This is a genomic window from Streptomyces incarnatus (assembly GCF_001027185.1).
Taxonomy (GTDB): Bacteria; Actinomycetota; Actinomycetes; order Streptomycetales; family Streptomycetaceae; genus Streptomyces; species Streptomyces puniciscabiei.
On the sequence record NZ_CP011497.1, the window covers coordinates 1,562,016 to 1,576,293 of the forward strand.

At 69.4% G+C, this 14,278-nt stretch carries 13 protein-coding genes; 6 read left to right on the forward strand and 7 right to left on the reverse strand.

Going from position 1 to position 14,278, the window contains the following annotated elements:
* Nucleotides 1–198: 198 nt before the first annotated feature.
* The 6 genes from ABB07_RS06900 to ABB07_RS06925 all read right to left on the reverse strand — a co-directional run bounded on the left by ABB07_RS06900 (nt 199) and on the right by ABB07_RS06925 (nt 7,150).
* Nucleotides 199–618 (reverse strand): DUF6278 family protein, encoded by a 420-nt coding sequence (locus ABB07_RS06900; RefSeq protein WP_208897871.1) that lies wholly within the window; start codon nt 616–618, stop codon nt 199–201.
* 15 nt (nt 619–633) lie between these two features.
* On the reverse strand, nt 634–1,413 hold the full coding sequence (locus ABB07_RS06905) for an exodeoxyribonuclease III (protein WP_208897872.1): 780 nt from the start codon (nt 1,411–1,413) through the stop codon (nt 634–636).
* 35 nt (nt 1,414–1,448) lie between these two features.
* Nucleotides 1,449–2,084, reverse strand: a complete 636-nt coding sequence (locus ABB07_RS06910) for an MBL fold metallo-hydrolase (protein ID WP_208897873.1) — start codon at nt 2,082–2,084, stop codon at nt 1,449–1,451.
* 243 nt (nt 2,085–2,327) lie between these two features.
* Nucleotides 2,328–3,617, reverse strand: a complete 1,290-nt coding sequence (gene pcaDC / locus ABB07_RS06915; RefSeq protein WP_208897874.1) for a bifunctional 3-oxoadipate enol-lactonase/4-carboxymuconolactone decarboxylase PcaDC — start codon at nt 3,615–3,617, stop codon at nt 2,328–2,330.
* Nucleotides 3,618–3,649: 32 nt separating this feature from the next.
* Nucleotides 3,650–4,747 carry an IS110 family RNA-guided transposase gene (locus ABB07_RS06920; protein WP_425264688.1) on the reverse strand — a complete coding sequence of 366 codons (1,098 nt, stop codon included), beginning with the start codon at nt 4,745–4,747 and terminating at the stop codon, nt 3,650–3,652.
* Between the two features lie 639 nt (nt 4,748–5,386).
* Complete coding sequence (locus ABB07_RS06925) at nt 5,387–7,150, reverse strand: MOSC and FAD-binding oxidoreductase domain-containing protein (RefSeq protein WP_208897876.1); 1,764 nt, start codon at nt 7,148–7,150, stop codon at nt 5,387–5,389.
* Nucleotides 7,151–7,401: 251 nt separating this feature from the next.
* On the opposite strand from ABB07_RS06925, the gene ABB07_RS06930 reads away from it, so the two are divergent.
* Both ABB07_RS06930 and ABB07_RS40605 read left to right on the forward strand, forming a co-directional pair.
* Complete coding sequence (locus ABB07_RS06930; protein ID WP_208897877.1) at nt 7,402–7,833, forward strand: VOC family protein; 432 nt, start codon at nt 7,402–7,404, stop codon at nt 7,831–7,833.
* Nucleotides 7,834–8,059: 226 nt separating this feature from the next.
* Nucleotides 8,060–8,671: a TMEM175 family protein gene (locus ABB07_RS40605; RefSeq protein WP_244189249.1), complete on the forward strand. Its 612-nt coding sequence runs from the start codon at nt 8,060–8,062 to the stop codon at nt 8,669–8,671.
* An 82-nt stretch (nt 8,672–8,753) separates the two neighbouring features.
* On the opposite strand, the gene ABB07_RS06945 is transcribed toward ABB07_RS40605, so the two are convergent.
* A complete protein-coding gene (locus ABB07_RS06945; RefSeq protein ID WP_208897879.1) occupies nt 8,754–9,269 on the reverse strand; it encodes a CGNR zinc finger domain-containing protein in 516 nt (171 codons plus the stop codon).
* 147 nt (nt 9,270–9,416) lie between these two features.
* On the opposite strand from ABB07_RS06945, the gene ABB07_RS06950 reads away from it, so the two are divergent.
* The 4 genes from ABB07_RS06950 to ABB07_RS06965 all read left to right on the forward strand — a co-directional run bounded on the left by ABB07_RS06950 (nt 9,417) and on the right by ABB07_RS06965 (nt 14,146).
* Entirely contained in the window at nt 9,417–11,537 is a 2,121-nt protein-coding gene (locus ABB07_RS06950; protein ID WP_208897880.1) for a Na+/H+ antiporter NhaA, read from the forward strand.
* Nucleotides 11,538–11,798: 261 nt separating this feature from the next.
* A complete protein-coding gene (locus ABB07_RS06955; RefSeq protein ID WP_208897881.1) occupies nt 11,799–12,668 on the forward strand; it encodes an alpha/beta fold hydrolase in 870 nt (289 codons plus the stop codon).
* 65 nt (nt 12,669–12,733) lie between these two features.
* Nucleotides 12,734–13,156 carry an ATP-binding protein gene (locus tag ABB07_RS06960; protein ID WP_208897882.1) on the forward strand — a complete coding sequence of 141 codons (423 nt, stop codon included), beginning with the start codon at nt 12,734–12,736 and terminating at the stop codon, nt 13,154–13,156.
* A 123-nt stretch (nt 13,157–13,279) separates the two neighbouring features.
* The gene (locus ABB07_RS06965; protein WP_208897883.1) at nt 13,280–14,146 is read left to right on the forward strand and encodes a DUF427 domain-containing protein; all 867 of its coding nucleotides are present in this window, start codon (nt 13,280–13,282) and stop codon (nt 14,144–14,146) included.
* Nucleotides 14,147–14,278: the final 132 nt, after the last annotated feature.

Consider the following 14,278-nt stretch of genomic DNA (forward strand, 5'->3'; position numbering starts at 1 on the left):
GACGAGCCTGGCCCGTGTGAACTGCCGCCCCCTGGGGTCTCGCAGCATGCAGAACGGCACATCTTAGTCGAGGCAGGCGGCGATGAGCCGCCGGGAACGGAGGAACTCCGCCCCGGTCAACGGGGCGTCCCCGTGCTGTGCGCCAACTGGCCCGTGCCGCAGCAGAGATGGGGAAGAGGCACGGAAGAGGACTCAGGCTCAGGTCTCGGCGATCTCCGCGTACAGCTGGGACAGCTCGGGGACGCCGCTCGCGGCCCAGTCCTGCCCGGCGCCGGCGACCTCGACCTCACGGCCGGAGGCCAGCCGGACGACCGGCTCGCCGTCGGGGCGGATCAGCCAGGCGGCGCCGGGCACGGTGCGCACCACGACCGTGCCCAGATACAGTCCCGCGTCGTTGCCCAGCCGGGGCAGGGTCTCGGCGTCGTCGCGCCAGCGCGGGACGAGCTGGTCCAGGGCCTCCAGGGAGGCCGGGGTGTCGTCGAGACGGATGCCCGCCCGGGCCGCCTGCGAGCGGAGCAGCTCGCACTCGGACAGCAGCGCGGCGATCCCCTCCGCGTCGGAGGGAATCGCCGCGTGACCGCTCTTGTCGTGCCGGTGGCCCAGGAACGGAAGGTTCATGGCACCAGCGTGGCATCAGACCTCGAGGTCGACCACCACCGGCGCGTGATCGGAGGCGCCCTTGCCCTTGCGCTCCTCGCGGTCGACGTACGCGTCCTTGACGGCCTTGGCGAAGGGGGCGTTGCCGTACACCAGGTCGATGCGCATGCCTCGGTTCTTGGGGAAGCAGAGCTGGCGGTAGTCCCAGTACGTGAACGGGTGGTCGTACTTCAGCGGGCGGGGCACCACATCGTTCAGTCCGGCCTCGCGCAGGGAGGCGAGGGCGGCTCTCTCGGCGGGGGTGACATGGGTGGAGCCCTCGAAGACGGCCGGGTCGTAGACGTCGTCGTCCGTCGGCGCCACGTTGTAGTCGCCCAGGACGGCGAACGGGCGGCTGCCGCCCGCGTCACCGGCGACGGCCGCCTTCAGGGCCTCGAACCACTGGAGCTTGTAGGCGTAGTGCGGGTGCTCCACCTCGCGGCCGTTGGGGACGTACACCGACCAGACGCGGACCGGGCCGCAGGTCGCCGAGATCGCGCGCGGCTCGGTGACGCCGTCGAAGCCGGGGTCGCCGGGCAGGCCCTTGACGACGTCCTCGATGCCGACCCGGGAGAGCACCGCCACGCCGTTCCACCGGCCGGTGGCGTGGACCGCCGACTCGTAGCCCAGCTCGCGCAGCTGGTCGACCGGGAACTGCTCCTCGGCGACCTTGGCCTCCTGCAGGCACAGCACGTCGGTGCCGCTGCTCTCCAGCCAGGCCAGCAGCCTCGGCAGGCGGGCGGTGATCGAGTTCACGTTCCAGGTAGCGATGCGCATGCCTCACAACCTACCCGGAGCCTCTGACAACGGGCTCAGACCTCCGCCGACGCCCCCGGGGCCAGCCGCTGGTGGTCCGTACCGCCCAGGGCGCCGATCTGGCGGTCGTAGATCGGACGGGCCAGGTCGGTGAGCAGGGCGTCGTGGACGTCGTAGGCGCGCTGCGGCCGCACCTCGCGGACGTAGTCGATGACCTCGGAGATCTTGTTCCAGGGAGCCATCACCGGAAGCATCAGCGTCTGGACCGGATGGGCGGGGACGGTGAGGGCGTCGCCGGGGTGGAAGACCTTGCCGCCGTCGATGAGGTAGCCGACGTTGGTGATCCGGGGGATGTCCGGGTGGATCACCGCGTGCAGTTCACCGTGGACCTGCACGTCGAAGCCGGCCGCGGTGAAGGTGTCGCCGTGGCCGACGGTGTGCACCCGGCCCGGGAAGGCCGAGGTGATCCGTTCGGCGACGGACTTCAGCGTCCAGATCCGGGCCGCCGGGTTGTTCTCCATGGCGGCCCGGAGCCGGAACTCGTCGAAGTGGTCCGGGTGCTCGTGCGTGATCAGGATGGCGTCGGCCCCGAGCGCGGCGTCCTCCTCGCTGAACCCGCCGGGGTCGATGACGAGCGTCCGCCCGTCCTTGTCGAGGCGGACACAGGCGTGGGACTTCTTCGTGAGCTTCATGTCACACCATCCTGCCGTGCACGGCGCCCCGGGGCTCACCCGGCACTCACCCGGCGGACCCCGGCGTCCACCCAGCGGACCCCGGCTTCACCCAGCGGACCCCGGCGTTCACCCAGCGGACCCCGGCTTCACCCGGCGAGGCTCGGCTTCACCCGGCGGGGCTCGGCGCTCACCCGGCGGGGCTCGGCGCCGACCGTCCCCGGCACTCACTCGGCGGGGTTCGGCGCCGACCGTCCCCGGCGCTCACTCGGCGGGCGTGGTCTCCTCCTGGACGACCTGCCGCGCCACCCGGAACGCGCTGTTCGCGGCCGGCAGCCCGCAGTACACGGCCGCCTGCAGCAGCACCTCCTTGATCTCGTCCGGGGTGAGCCCGTTGCGCAGGGCGGCCCGGGTGTGCACGGCCAGCTCCTCCAGATGGCCGCCCGCGACCAGCGCGGTCAGCGTGATACAGCTGCGGGTACGGCGGTCCAGGCCCGGCCGGTCCCAGATCTCGCCCCAGGCGTAGCGGGTGGCGAACTCCTGGAACTCCCCGGAGAACCCTTCGGCCTCGGCCAGCGCCCGGTCCACGTGCGCGTCGCCGAGCACCTCCCGGCGGATCTTCAGCCCGGCCTCGTACCGGTCGGGCTGCCCGGCCCGCTGTGCCGGTACGGCGGCCGGGGCTATCTCGGCGACCGGCACGGCCTGCGCCGGCACGGCCGGGAGCGGGACGGCCGTGGCCGCCGGCAGCAGCGTCTGGCCGGTGTCGTAGGGCTGCTGCCAGGCGGTGGAGAAGTGGTGCACCAGCAGGTCCGTGACGGCCGCCGGCTGCTCTACCGGCACCAGGTGGGAGGCGCCGGGGACGACCGCGAGCCGGGCGTCCGGTATGCCGGCGACCAGGGTGCGGGCCTCGGCGGGCCCGGTGACCTGGTCGTCGGAGCCGACGAGCACGAGCGTCGGCACGCCGATCCGGCCGAGCTCGGCCCTGACGTCGAAGGAGGCGAGCGCCTCGCAGGCGGCGATGTAGCAGCCCGGGTCGGTGGTGCGGACCATCTGCACCGCCCACTCGGTGATCGCCGGCTGGGCCGCGGCGAAGGAGCCGGTGAACCAGCGGTCGGGCGAGGTACGGGCGATCGGGTCGAGTCCGTTGGTACGGACGATCACCCCGCGCTGCCGGAACTCGTCGGCGGTCCCGAACCGGGGCGAGGCCGCGACCAGCGCCAGCGAGGCGAGCCGCTCGGGACGGCGCAGGGCCAGCTCCATGCCGACGGCACCGCCGAGCGCACAGCCCGCGTAGCCGAACCGCTGCACGCCGAGCGAGTCCAGCGTCGCCAGCAGCCGGGTGGCCAGCTCGGCGACGGACCCCGCCGGGTGCGCGGGGGCCCCGCCGTGACCGGGCAGGTCGAACCGCAGGACCCGCCACTGCTTGGTCAGCTCCGGCACCTGGCGGTCCCACATGTGCCATGTGGTACCCAGTGAGGGACCCAAGATCAGGACCGGAGCGTCTTCTGGCCCGTCAAAGCGGTATTGCAGGGTGTTCGGTGGTGTCTCACTCACGCCCCAGACCTTCTCACGTCTCACGGACGCCCCTATAACACGGGGGTGCGGGAGACCGGTCTGACCAGGTTGAATACCTCCCGGGCGGCATATCGCTTGAGGCATCGGATGATCTCACGTCGGGTCTTGCCCTCCTGGGTGCGGCGTTCGTAGTACGCCTGGGTGCGGGCGCCGTGGCGCAGGCGGGTGAACACGATGCGGTGCAGGGCGGCGTTCGCCTGCCGGTCGCCGCCGTAGTTGAGCCGGCGCGTGCTCCGCCGGCCAGACGAATACTCGAGGGGGCTGACTCCGCAAAGGGCAGCAAAGGATGCATCGTTGTTCAGTCGCTCGGGGTTGTCTCCCATGGTGATCAGGAGCGTGACGGCGCTGTCCGGGCCGATGCCCACCGGTACGAGCAGCTGTGGGGCGTGATGTTCGACGAGCCGGGTCAGGCGTTGGTTCAGCTCATCGATCTGTCCGGTGAGCTGTTCGATGCGCTCGGCCAGCATGCGCAACGTCATGTGGGTGGCCTGGGCTACCACGTCATCGTCGCCCTCACCGTCACGTAGGCCGAGGCGCGCACAGGTGCGGAACAAGTCGGCATTGCCCAAGCTCGACAACCGCTCCCGCAGGGCGGGGTCGGCTATGACCAGGACGGCCTTGAGCTGGTTGATCGCCTGAGTGCGGGCCTTGACCGCGGAGTCCTTAGCGAGCTTGAGCATCCGGGCGCTGTGCACCGGACCGTCGCCCGTCTTGGCCCTGGCCCGGGCGCGACCGCTGAGCACGGCCCGCGCAGCAGCCTGCGCATCGAGCGGGTCCGACTTCCCGAGCAGACGGCGAGCGGTGCGGTCGGGCCGGTTCACTTCGTACACCTGGACATGCTGAGCCAGCAGGTAGCGGGACAGGCCCGCTCCGAAGGTGCCGGTTCCCTCCACACCGGCCCGGCGCACCGTCCCCAGCTTGCGAGCCCAGACGAGCAGCCGGCGGTAGCCGGCCGCCGTCGCCGGAAAGGACTCGGTGCCCAAGATCTTCCCCAGCGGGGACACCACGGCGGCGACGTGCACCTCACCGTGCGTGTCCACGCCCAGTACGACCTCTCTCCGCACGGGAGGATCCGTACTGGAGGAGGTGCTGCGCTCTCTGGTCGTCATGGTGGTTCGCCTCCCGCGTGGTGACGTGCTGGGTGGATGGCACCGGCCCGCTCGGGCGGTCTGAACCGTGATGGCGCCTGGAACTCGGCAAGGCCCCTATTGGGACACGCCCTGTGGCTCGGTGACAGCAGTCGCCATCCCGCAGCGGCAGTCGACACGCCTGTGACTGGACACTTCGGTCATAGATCTCATGAGTCAGACCCCCGTCCGGGACGGCACTGCGCAACCGTCCCATTGATCACGACACAACGGCACGACCCGACCACAGCCGGATGGCTTCGGCCGAACCGGTGCTCAACCTGGCCTGGACGGACTGCCACTGAGTTGACTTCTCGCCCACTCGTGACCGGCATCGACGGACAGCCCCGTGGCCCGCTTCACCAGCAGTCCTTCATCGGCCATCGCACGAACGGCCTCGAACCCTCTTTGTGGTGACCCGCCGGCCTGTTTGTCCAGGACACCGGTACCGGCAACGTTTCCCAAGTGCTCGTCGGCCTGCTCTACTCCGGTGAGCCATACGAAGGACTCACCACGCCGGGCGGGGGCGGAGTTGCCATCGGGCGGTGATGGTGGCCAGGGCGAGCTTGGCTTCGGCGATGCCGGTCGGAGCGGCTGGCAGCCCGTGCGGTTGTAGGTCGGCTACAGGTCGAGGACGAGTTCGGTAGTGGGCTGGCTGCAGCAGACGAGGACGGTGCCTTCTTCGGGGAGTTCGAGAGGCGGGGTGGTGTAGGTGATGCCGCCTGCCACGAGGTGGGTGATGCAGGTGTGGCAGACGCCGGTGCGGCAGGACCATCGGGTGGGGATGTCGCAGGCTTCGGCGAGATCGAGGAGTGAGGCGTGTGCGGCTGACCAGGGGGTGGTGATGCCGCTGCGCGCGAAGGTGATGAGCGGTCCGGTGCCCGTGGGACCGGGTGGTTGGTGCGGCCGCACCGCGACTCTGGGGGTGACGCCGGGGTTGATGGCTGGGAGGGCGCTGAATTGCTCCGTGTGGATCCGTTCCGGGCTCAGGCCGTGATCGCGGAGGTAGCCGCCGAGGTGGTCCATGAAGGCGGGTGGTCCGCAGAGGTAGGCGTCGGCGTCGGTGGGGATGCCCATGGCCACGAGCGAGGGGGCGGTCGGGCGTCCCTGGGTGATGTAGGGCTCGTTGCGGTGTGGCGTGGCTTCGGCGGTGTAGTAGATGTGCTCGTGGGCTTGAGGGAGTTGGGTCAGGAGCGCGTGGGCCTCGTCCGCGAAGGCGTGGTGGGCGCGGTCATGGGCGACGTGGATCCACCAGACGGGGCGTGGGTCTCGTGTGGCGGCGAGTTGGTGGAGCATGGCGAGTACGGGGGTGGCACCGATCCCTGCGGAGATGAGGACGATCGGGCGGGTGCCCGCTTCAAGCACGAACGCTCCGCGGGGCGCGGCGATGTCCACGAGGTCTCCGGGGTGGAGCGTGGCATGGATGTAGCTGCTGACCTTCCCGTGGGGCTCGTGCTTGACGCTGATGCGGTACGTGTCGGCCGCGGGCGTGGAGGACAGGGAGTAGCTGCGCACTGCGGGGGCGGCATCGTCGACAGCAAGGCGGACGGAAAGGTACTGGCCCGGGCGAGCCTCGGGCAGCGGTGTGCCGTCGGTCGTGCTGAGGTAGATCGATGCCACGGTGGGGGTCTCGGGGACGATGCGGGCGACCCGCATGGCTTTGAAGCCCGGCCATCCCGGTTCCTCCCTGGGTTGCTGGGAGCTGGCCCGTTCCCCCGGCCAACCCGGTTCCTGTGTGGGCTGCTGGGCAGCGGCGAGATCGTTGAAGGATTGCCGCCATCCGGGGCTGAGCGCGGGGATGTTCAGTGCCTTGCGCAGCTTCGCGGGGTCGCGGTCGGGTAGATACAGCAGTGCGTCGGTGTCGGCGACGCTGAGTTCTTCGGGGCCCTTGCGGGTCAGGACGATCTCGTCGCCGGCCTGCACATGTCCCTCGGTGATCACGCGCAGGTAGAAGCCTGGCCGGTGGTGGGCGACCAGCAGGGAGGCCATGGCGGGTTCGCCCAGGCGCATGCCGACGCGGTAACAGGTGACGCGCGGCTGGGTGACCTCGAATTCGGCTTCGCCGATGCGGTACCGGTCGCCGATGCAGACTTCGTCGTCGGGCAGGCCGTCGACGGTGAAGTTCTCCCCGAAGATCCCGAAGGTGAGGTCGCCGCGGCCGAGCTGCTTTTCCCAGTACTGGTAGGACTGCAGCTGGTAGACGAGCACGGCACGGATTTCGCCGCCGTGCCCGGCCAGGTCACCTTGGCCGTCTCCATCGACGTTCAGCCGCCGCACCATCCGGGCGCCGTGGACGGGGGATTTCCAGGCTCCGGTGTGGACGGTCCTTCCCTGCCATGGGACGTCCTTGGGTGCTCCTACGTTGACGGACAGCAGCGTCGCCATTGCGGACCTCCTGCGGATGGCCGGCCGGGCAGCCCCTCATGGCGCTGTTGACTGTGCGCTGGGTCCGATCCTAGTTCTTGTGCCGGCGCCGCCGCGATTCCGTGATCATGAATTTTGGTGCATTCGCTGGAATTCTTCGCCTCCTGAAGGCGGTACCGCCGCCGTGTCCACTTGCTCGTTCTGGGCGGATCATTCGTGGACTGCATGCTTGCGAGGTGGTGACGCCGCCCCGTACGCACGAAACTGATCACATGGAGTACATGCTCGAGGTCGTCATCCTGCCTGTGAGCGATGTCGACCGATCCTTGGCCTTCTACACCGAGCGTCTGGGATTCAACCTGGACGTGGACTATCGGCCCAGTCCCGATTTCCGCGTCGTACAACTGACGCCTCCCGGCTCCGCATGCTCGGTGCAGATCGGAGTCGGTCTCACCGACGCCGAGCCCGGCTCGGTGCAGGGCCTGTACCTGGTCGTACCTGATCTTGAAGCTGCGCGGGCCGAACTGGTGGAGCGTGGGGTAGATGTCGGGCGGATCAGGCACAAGGCACCCCTCGACGCGTGGCAGGGCGGCTTCGAGCCCGACGTCGACCCGGCGCGCCGCGACTACGCCAGCTTCGCCGAGTTCTCCGACCCCGACGGCAACGCGTGGACACTGCAGGAGCGCGGTTTTCGTCGCTCGTGAGGTCAAGGCACCACCTCGACCGGGATGGCGGAAGAGTGATCGGCAGATGCGATTGCGGCTCCGAGCCCACGGTGGCTGCTGAGGATCGTGGATCTTGCATCGCTGGGGAAACGGTCCTCGGGTGCGCGGGTCACCGGAGGTTGGGGCGATGACAGAGCCTGTTCATGGACCAGATGGACCAGGGAGAGAAGCTACGTCGTTCGGTGTGGAGCGCGACCCTGCCCGGGTGGTCGCGTTCAGCGACGGCGTCATCGCCATCGCCATCACGCTGCTCGTCCTGGAGATCCGCCCGCCGCACGATACCCGCCATTTGCTGCAGGGCCTCGCCTCGCTCTGGCCGTCCTACCTGGCCTACGTCCTGACGTTCATGCTGATCGGGCAGGTATGGGCCAACCATCACATCATGTTCGATCACATCCGCACCGCTGACCGAGTGGTGCTCTTCCTCAACACCGTGCTGTTGATGGACGTCGCGTTCCTGCCATTCGCCGCCTCCGTGCTGGCTGAGTCATTCCGTGACGGACACGGGCAGCGCATCGCCGTCGTCCTCCACGGCGCCGCCTTCGAACTCCTGGCGATTTTGTTCAACGTCATCTGGGGCTATGCGCGCCGTGATCGCCGGCTGCTCACCGCCGCCATCGGTGCAGCCGGCGTGGCAGCCATCACAGGCCGCTTCCGGCTCGCCCTTGTGTGGCTCGCTGCCGGAACCCTGCTCGGTGCCCTGCTTCCCGTACTCGGCGTAGCCGTGATCGCCGCCTTCATCCTGTACTACTGGCTCCCCATCGCGGGAGAGATCACCGAGGTCAGGCGTCGACGCCACCGTGGCCGTCGGCCGTAACTGACGATGGCCGCCCCCGTCGCGGCTTCCCGGAGACCGGTGACGCGATTATTCATCGGCACCGAGACGAATGTCGGAGGCTTTATTCGGCCACGGCGTCGCGGGTGCGCTGGTGGTGGCGCCTTGCCTTCATGCGGTTGCCGCAGACGGCCATGGAACACCAGCGGGCCCTGTTGGCCTTGCTCCGGTCGATGAGGAACCGCCGGCACTCCGGGTTGGCACACGGCCGAAGCCGGCCGGGCATCGTCTGCTGCACCGCGCTCCATGCCATGACCGCTTCTACCGCCAACCGGCGCTCCGCAGGAACGTCCACCTCCCACGACACCCCGGCAGGCGAGACGTGCGGGCGGGAGATGACCCCTTCCAGGAGTGAGGCCAGCGACGTGGCGGACCACTTGCCGCGCACCACGTCCTGAAGGGCATCGCGCGCCTCCGCGAGACTGCTGAGTTCCTCCACCGTGCCGCTGCCGCCATGGATCTGCTGCCAGGACCTGGCCGCTTGGGGATCTGCCAACTGGTCCTGGACAACGCCATTGACCACCGGCGTGCTGTTGAGGAGCTCCAGCAGTACGTCTTGCTGTTCTCGGTCGGTCACCATCGCACCTCCTAACCGAATCGATCCACTTGACAGGTTACACGGCTCCGCTCACTCTAACCAGATAAATGGATTTAATCGGTTAGCTTCGTTACGGTCGGGCGCCGCACCAGCCGGACGGTCGGCAGCCACGACAGGAGGGACAGGGCCGTGATCGCGTGCCAGGGCATCGCCGATGCCTCCGAGAGACAGCACGAAGGGCTGCGTCTGGTGGTGGCCGACGACGAAGCAGCCGCCGTGTCTGACGACCGCGTCTCGGCGATCCGTACGATGCGTGCCGCCGGACGCCTCAAGACCCTGCTGACCGGGGAGGCGGGCGGAGCGGCGGCTCTGGTGGCCGCCCTCTCGGCCGCTTTGGTGTGGTCCAATGCGTTCCCTGCCACCTACGAGGCGGCGTGGGAAGTGCAGCTGAGCCTGGGGCTGGGCGGCAACCGGCTGGGCCTGGATCTGCGCACCTGGATCGACAGCGGACTGATGACTTTCTTCTTCCTACTGGTCGGCCTGGAGGCGCGTAGAGAACTCGATCTGGGAGAGCTGCGGGAACGCCGTCGTCTCCTCCTGCCCGTCGGAGCCGGCTTGGTGGCGATGGCCGTGCCGGTCGGGATCTACCTCGCGGTCAACCATTCCGGTCCCAGCGCCCACAGCTGGGGCGTGGCGATGTCCACCGACAGCGCCCTGGCGCTCGGTGTCTTCGGCGTCATGGCCCGGCGCCTGCCGGCCAGGATCCGCACCTTCCTGATCACGCTGTTCGTCGTCGACGACCTGGTTGCGCTCCTGGTGATCGCCGTCTTCTACAGCCACCGCGTCCGGCCGCTCCCCCTGGCCATCGCCGCGGCGTCCTTCGCGGCCGTTCTTGCCTGCGGCACCGTGCGTATACGCCATCGTGGGGGCCTGGTCGCGGCGCTGGGCGCCGTGATGTGGGCGGGCTTGATGGGCAGCGGCGTCGACCCGGTCGTCGCCGGCCTGGCGATCGGTCTTGTCACCTCCGCCTACGCTCCCCTGCGCCGCGATCTGGAGCACGCCACCGGCCTGGTGCGGCTGTTCCGCGAGCAGCCCAGCCCACGTCGTGCCCGCTCCGCCGCGGCTGGGCTGGCCGCCACGCTGTCGGAGAACGCGCGGCTGCGACACCGCTTCCACCCCTGGACGACGTATGTGATCGTCCCACTGTTCGCCCTGTCCAACGCAGGCATCAGAGTCGACACCGAGCTGCTGGAGAGTGCGGTCACTTCCCCCGTCACCATCGGAGTCTTCCTCGCCTACGTCGTCGGAAAGCCCTTCTCGGTCGTCGCCACCTCCTGGGCCGTGGGACATCTCAGCGGCGGCCGGCTGCGGCCTCCCGTCGGCTGGGCCGCCATCGCTGGCAGCGGCGCCCTGGCCGGCATCGGCTTCACGGTCTCCCTGCTGATCGCGAACCTCGCCTTCACCGGCAGGCCCCTTCAGGAGGCCAAGGTCGGCATCCTGGCGGCGGTCGCGGCATCCAGCGTGCTCGGCTGGACGATCTACCGCTTCACCGCGCTGCTGCCTCGTGCGGCCCGTCACCGCGCCCTGCTCGGGGCGGAGCCGCCCCTCACCGACCTGGCCGGCAGCGTCGACCCCGTCCTCGACCACGTCCGGGGGCCGCAGGACGCGCCGGTCACCGTCGTCGAGTACGGCGACTACGAGTGCCCGTACTGCAGTGAAGCCGACCCGGTCACCCGTGACCTGCTTCTTTCGCGGTCCGACGTGCGCTACGTCTGGCGCCACCTGCCGCTGAGCGACATCCACCCGCACGCCCGCCTGGCTGCGGAAGCCGCAGAGGCCGCGGCGGCCCAGGGAGCCTTCTGGACCATGCACACCCTGCTGCTCCGGCGCCAGGGCCGACTGGAAATGAGCGACCTGGTCGGCTACGCCGCCGAGCTCGGCCTGGACGTACCCACGTTCCGCGAGGATCTGCGCCGCCGGGTCCACGCCGGCCGCGTCGAGCGCGACATCGCCTCGGCCGACCGCAGCGGGGCCTCCGGGACACCCACTTTCTTCTTCAACGGACAACGCCACTACGGCGGCCTCGATTTGGCCGCACTCACCCGAGCCCTCGACTCGGCACACGGCCGGGCCCAGCACGCCCGTTCCGGGCCGGTACCCAGGGACCAGTTCTGCTTCCTGCGCCTCGCCGTCAGGCGCTACCGGACCCGTGCGCCGCGCGGGCTCACCGGTCCGGGCCGCACGGGCCGCCGGACCACAGCGCGCGTCCACCAAGCCGGGGCCCAGGCACCTCAAGCCGGTCGGTCATGACAGTCCACAGGGCCGGGCTGCAGCGCCACCGACAGGCAAGGAGTCGGACAGGCGTGCATCGACCGCCTGAGCGGGTCCGAGGTGGGCGGTGCGATGGCTGACGACCGTTCACGGACGGACGCTTGAGTCAGGCCGACGCTCCGCCGCCGAAGGAAGTGGCACACCCACCCCAATCTAACCCCTAAAAAGTCCTTGACGGGTTAGATGAAGTATGCTCGACTAGAGCTGTAACCTCTAAAGCTCGATAGAAGGGTTAGGGACATGGCTTCCGCAGTCCACCACCGCACCGCAACCGTCAACAACCTGGAGGTCTTCTACCGCGAGGCCGGCGACCCGACGGCACCCGTCGTCGTGCTGCTCCACGGCTTCCCGACCAGCTCGCACATGTTCCGCCACCTGATGCCGGCGCTCGCCGACCGCTACCACGTGATCGCCCCCGACCACATCGGCTTCGGCCAGTCCGCGATGCCCGCCCTGCGGGACTTCCCGTACACCTTCGACGCCCTCACCGACGTCACCTCCGGCCTGCTCCAGCAACTGGGCATTGACCGGTTCGCGATGTACGTGCAGGACTACGGCGCCCCCATCGGCTGGCGACTCGCCCTCCAGAACCGGGACCGCATCACCGCGATCATCACCCAGAACGGCAACGCCTACGAAGAGGGCTTCGTCAAGCCCTTCTGGGACGGCGTCTTCGCCTACGCCAAGGCCCCGGGACCGGACACCGAAGCCCCCATGCGGGGCGCCCTGACGCCGGAGATCACTCGCTGGCAGTACGTGAACGGCGTCGCCGACCCCACCCTGGTCAGCCCCGACAACTGGGTCCACGACCAGGCTCTGCTCGACCGGCCCGGAAACGACGAGATCCAGCTCAAGCTCTTCCGCGACTACCCCACCAACGTGGAGCTCTACCCGCAGGTCCACCAGTACTTCCGCGACTCCCAGGTCCCGCTGCTGGCCGTCTGGGGCGCCAACGACGAGATCTTCGGCCCCGCGGGCGCCGAAGCGTTCCGCCAGGACCTGCCCGAAGCCGAGATCCACCTGCTCGAGTCCGGGCACTTCGCCCTGGAAAGCCACCTCGAGGCCATCACCGAGCACATCCGCGACTTCCTCGCCCGCGTCCTCGACTGACGCGCAGGGCGTCGAGGCGGCTGCGGACCAACTCCCCTCCCGCCGCAGCCGGCAAAGGACCCGCCATGCCACACCTCAGCCAACACTCCTTTAGCACCACCCCGCAGACCGTGCGCGCCGCCCGCGACTTCGCTATGGAAGCCCTAGACAACTGGGGCGGATGCCGACGCAGCGACGACATCCGGACCTGTGTCTCGGAACTGGCCGGCAACGCCGTCCGGCACGGAAGCCTGCACGGCCACGCCTACCTGGTCCGCCTCATCCGGCACCCGGACTGCCTTCACGTCGAAGTCCACGACAGCGCGCGCCACTCCCGCGTGCGCATCCCGTCCGCCTCGCTGAGCGCGGAAGCCGGGCGGGGCATGCGCATCGTCCAAGAGCTGTGCGACGACTGGGGAGTCCGCGTCCTCACCGGTGAGGGCAAGGCCGTTTGGACCTGCTTCCGCCGGCCCGAGGCTCACACCTCCCGCTGCTCCTGCACGCCCTGACCGTCGACAACGAACCACCTACCCGGGGTGCGGCCGCCCGCGCACCCCGCACCCCGCACCCCGCACCCCACACCCCGCACCCCGCACCCCGCACCCCGCACCCCGCACCCGGAAGGACCCACCATGGGACTGTCCTGGCAGCAAGGCCCCCTCTCCGCAGGCGCCATCGGACACTTCCTCACCCCCGACCCCCTGCCCGAACGCCTCCTGTTCGCCGAGCGGCTGCGCCGCCGTATGCGCGTGAAGTTCAACGACACCTGGATCGCCGACAGCGAGAACGTGATCCTGCTCCACGAACCAGGCCGCTACCCCGTCGCCTACTTCCCCCGCGAGGACGTCGACGCGCACGCCCTGATCAGCCGCGACAAGGTCACCCACCACAAGGACCTGGGCGACACCGCCTGGTACGCGGTGCACGCAGGCGAGCGCACCACCGAACGCGCCGCCTGGGAATTCACCGCGCTGCCCGGGTATGCCGCCGACCTGCAGGGCCGCATCGCCTTCGCCTGGCGGGCGATGGACGCCTTCTATGAGGAGGACGATCGCATCCTCGGGCACGCCGCGGACCCGTACCATCGCATCGACATCCGGAACACCTCCCGCACCCTGGAAGTCCGACTCGGCGACACTGTGATCGCCCGCTCGGAGCACCCTGTCGTGCTCTTCGAGTCCGGATTCGCCCCGCGCTGGTACGTCCCGCGCGCCGACATCGACGAGTCCCGACTCCGCGCGGTGGAAGGCCAGACCTTCTGCCCCTACAAGGGCCTGTGCGACTACTACGACATCGGCGAGGCGCGCCGCGCCGCCTGGTCGTACCGCAACGCCTACCGTGAAGTCGACGAGATCAACGACCTGGTCTCGTTCGAGGCGGACAAGGTCGAGGTCTACCTGGACGGCAGGCGCCTGCACCCCGAACCCGGGCAGAACGTCATCTCACACGGTATCGACCGCGGCTTGGACGTCGACGAGGTCAATGCCACTGACGGATAGCGGAATTTCTCCAAGGGGGGCGTCGTCGCCGGGCTGGAAGCCGCCGCCCTGCGGTGGTGCCCCACCGAGGCTGTCGCCCGATCAGGCTCGCCGAGCACGTCGCGACCGCCATGGACGAAGACGGGTCCTTCG

Bases quoted from the DNA above. Each gene is read 5' to 3' on its own strand.
- ABB07_RS06900 (WP_208897871.1), bottom strand. From the start codon at position 618: ATGAACCTTCCGTTCCTGGGCCACCGGCACGACAAGAGCGGTCACGCG.
- ABB07_RS06905 (WP_208897872.1), bottom strand. From the start codon at position 1,413: ATGCGCATCGCTACCTGGAACGTGAACTCGATCACCGCCCGCCTGCCG.
- ABB07_RS06910 (WP_208897873.1), bottom strand. From the start codon at position 2,084: ATGAAGCTCACGAAGAAGTCCCACGCCTGTGTCCGCCTCGACAAGGAC.
- ABB07_RS06920 (WP_425264688.1), bottom strand. From the start codon at position 4,747: ATGACGACCAGAGAGCGCAGCACCTCCTCCAGTACGGATCCTCCCGTG.
- ABB07_RS06925 (WP_208897876.1), bottom strand. From the start codon at position 7,150: ATGGCGACGCTGCTGTCCGTCAACGTAGGAGCACCCAAGGACGTCCCA.
- ABB07_RS06930 (WP_208897877.1), top strand. From the start codon at position 7,402: ATGGAGTACATGCTCGAGGTCGTCATCCTGCCTGTGAGCGATGTCGAC.
- ABB07_RS06945 (WP_208897879.1), bottom strand. From the start codon at position 9,269: ATGGTGACCGACCGAGAACAGCAAGACGTACTGCTGGAGCTCCTCAAC.
- ABB07_RS06955 (WP_208897881.1), top strand. From the start codon at position 11,799: ATGGCTTCCGCAGTCCACCACCGCACCGCAACCGTCAACAACCTGGAG.
- ABB07_RS06960 (WP_208897882.1), top strand. From the start codon at position 12,734: ATGCCACACCTCAGCCAACACTCCTTTAGCACCACCCCGCAGACCGTG.
- ABB07_RS06965 (WP_208897883.1), top strand. From the start codon at position 13,280: ATGGGACTGTCCTGGCAGCAAGGCCCCCTCTCCGCAGGCGCCATCGGA.